This window comes from Sorangiineae bacterium MSr12523 (assembly GCA_037157775.1).
In the GTDB taxonomy this organism is placed as follows: Bacteria; Myxococcota_A; Polyangia; order Polyangiales; family Polyangiaceae; genus Pendulispora; species Pendulispora brunnea.
On the sequence record CP089982.1, the window covers coordinates 3,354,155 to 3,356,872 of the forward strand.

Sequence of the window (2,718 nt, forward strand, 5' to 3'; positions counted from 1 at the left end):
GTGCGAGTATGCCGCGCCATGGTCTTCGATCTGGCAATCGTGGGTGGTGGCATCGTGGGGCTGGCGACCGCCTTGCACGTGACCGAGCGCTATCCGGGTCTCTCCGTCGTGGTCATCGAGAAAGAATCGACCCTCGCGGCCCACCAAACGGGCCGCAACAGCGGGGTGATCCACGCCGGCGTGTACTACCAACCGGGTAGCCTCAAGGCGCGCTTCTGCAAAGAGGGCGCGCTGGCCACCATGCAATTCTGCAAGGACCATGGCCTTCCGTTCGAACAGTGCGGCAAGCTGCTCGTGGCCACCGATCCGGGCGAGCTCGAACGCATGGGGGCGCTGCACGAGCGCTGCATCGCCAACGGGCTCACGGTCGAGCGTCTCGATGCCGCGGAGCTCGTACGGCGCGAGCCACACATCGTTGGGGTAGGGGCGCTCTTCGTCCCGGCGACCGGCATCGTCGACTATGGCCTCGTCGCCCGCACCATGGGCAAACTCATCACCGAGCGCGGGGGCGAGATCCTCACCGGCACGCGGGTCGAGGCCATTCGCGAGGAGCCTTCGGGCATCACCATCGAGGCGGGAAGAAAGACGATCTCCGCGCGTCACCTCGTCGTGTGCGCGGGCGTGATGGCGGACCGTTTGGCCAAAATGTGCGGCCTCGATCTGGATTTCCAGATCGTGCCATTCCGCGGGGAATATTACCGACTCGGCGACGACAAGAACGATATCGTTCGCCACCTCATTTATCCCATTCCCGATCCCGCGCTGCCCTTCCTCGGTGTCCATCTCACCCGCATGATCGGCGGATACGTCACGGTGGGGCCCAATGCGGTATTGGCTTTCGCGCGAGAAGGGTATCGCTTCGGCGACGTGAACTATCGCGACCTTTCCGAGATGATTTCCTATCCAGGATTCCGCCGGGTGATCCGCGCCAACCTCCGCTCTGGAATCTCGGAAATGTGGAATTCACTCAGCAAGCAGGCCTACCTGGCCCTGTGCCGCCGCTACTGCCCCGAGCTGAAGCTCGATGATTTGACTCCATACCGCGCGGGCATCCGCGCGCAAGCCGTGCTCGCGGATGGATCGCTGGTGCACGATTTTCTCATTCGGGAGACGGCACGAAGCATCCACGTCTGCAACGCGCCCTCTCCGGCGGCGACGTCCGCGATTCCGATTGCACGCGAATTGGTGACGCGCGCCACATCGCAATTCGGCTGGCGGGATCGAATATGAAATGCCCCGAGGGCAACGTCAGGGGGTCGGCCGCGCGATGCGCTGCTGGGCGAGCGGGATGCGCTGCTTCAGACGGGGCATGACCTTCGCCGCGAAGAGCCGCATGCTCCTCTCGGCCGCGTCGTAGGGGATACCGGCGATGCTGAAGACGCCCATGAATCCTTCGGCGCCGGTGCGCGTTTGGATATCGAGGATCTTCTCGCAACACTGGTCCGGGGTGCCCCAGGGGTTCAGTCCGACGAAGAATTCGCTCATCGAGTCGACGCCGCGCGGAGCGCTCATCATGTTCTGCAGCTTGTCGTAGCTCTCGTAGCCTCGAATCTTCGACAGGTGATCTCCGACGAGCTCGTAGTGCTGAACCAACGAGCGCCAGTAACCGCCGATGTACTCGTAGGCATGCGTCTTGGCCCGCTCGACGTCGTCGTCGCAGACCACCCAGCCCACGACGAGCGGCGGCGGTGCTTCGGCGGCGTTCACCTCGCGGAAGATGCGCCGGTACTCTTCGAGCTCGCGGGCCACGGTGTCCCAAGGCTTCTGGGGCATGATGACCATTCCGATGCCTAGCTTGGCCAAAATTCCGGCCGACTCGGGCGATACGGCGGCCGCGTACGTGCGCCCGCGGAACGACTTGAACGGGCGCGGGCGGATGTCTCGCCTTGCCTGCTTGATGAACTTGCCATCGAACTCGCAGTAACCGCGCTCCAGGCCCGTGAGGATCATTTCTGCGGCTTCGTTGAAGGTTCCGCGGCTCTCTTCTTGGCGCACGCCGAGCCCTTCGAACTCGATGCGCCCGAGGCCGCGCCCGATGCCAAAGATGAACCTTCCGTTGCTCATGGTATCGAGCATGGTCACCTGCTCGGCGACACGCATGGGATGATGCCACGGCAACACCACCACCATGGACCCGAGACGGATCCTTCGGGTGCGACCCGCCATGTACGTCAGATACTGCAAGATGTCGGGGCATACGGCGTGACCGGTGAAATGATGTTCCACGCCCCAGAGGGACTCGTAACCCAGCGGTTCGGCCAAGTCGGCGAGCCGAAGCTCGTTTTGATAAACATCACGGTCGGTGCGACCCTCGAGCTCGGATTGAAAGATGACTCCCGTTCCTACGTGCATGCCGTTCTCCTCTTGAGCGCAGTCCGGTGATCGATCTAAATCAAAGATCGTCATAGAGATAGGTGCGGGATCGATGGCCGCACATCGTCAATTTCATATCGCGGTGCGTACTCCGGTTTCACAATGAACCAAATTATGTCCAGTCCGCGAGAAGATTAATCCAGCATTCTCGGCTGCGAATGGCACGTAAAAGTTTCTTTCGAATGATTGCCGTCGCAACGACGTAGATCTAAGGAAGGAATCCTCCACCATTGCGGCTCGAGTAGTCGCAATACTTGCAACCACGTCATTGGGTTCGACGTGGTGGCGGGGAAGTCGGAGGGCGTACGACTCACCGCGTGAGTTTGCTTCTGCATTCCGAGAGCG

2 protein-coding genes are annotated in these 2,718 nt (G+C 61.8%); one reads left to right on the forward strand and one right to left on the reverse strand.

Translation table 11 applies throughout. The features are described 5' to 3' along the window. The first annotated feature begins 18 nt into the window (after positions 1–18). Entirely contained in the window at positions 19–1,230 is a 1,212-nt protein-coding gene (lhgO, locus tag LZC95_13715; protein WXA97886.1) for an L-2-hydroxyglutarate oxidase, read from the forward strand. A gap of 18 nt (positions 1,231–1,248) precedes the next feature. Here lhgO and LZC95_13720 read toward each other — a convergent pair whose 3' ends face one another. Further along, positions 1,249–2,352, reverse strand: a complete 1,104-nt coding sequence (locus LZC95_13720) for an LLM class flavin-dependent oxidoreductase (protein ID WXA97887.1) — start codon at positions 2,350–2,352, stop codon at positions 1,249–1,251. Positions 2,353–2,718 lie beyond the last annotated feature (366 nt).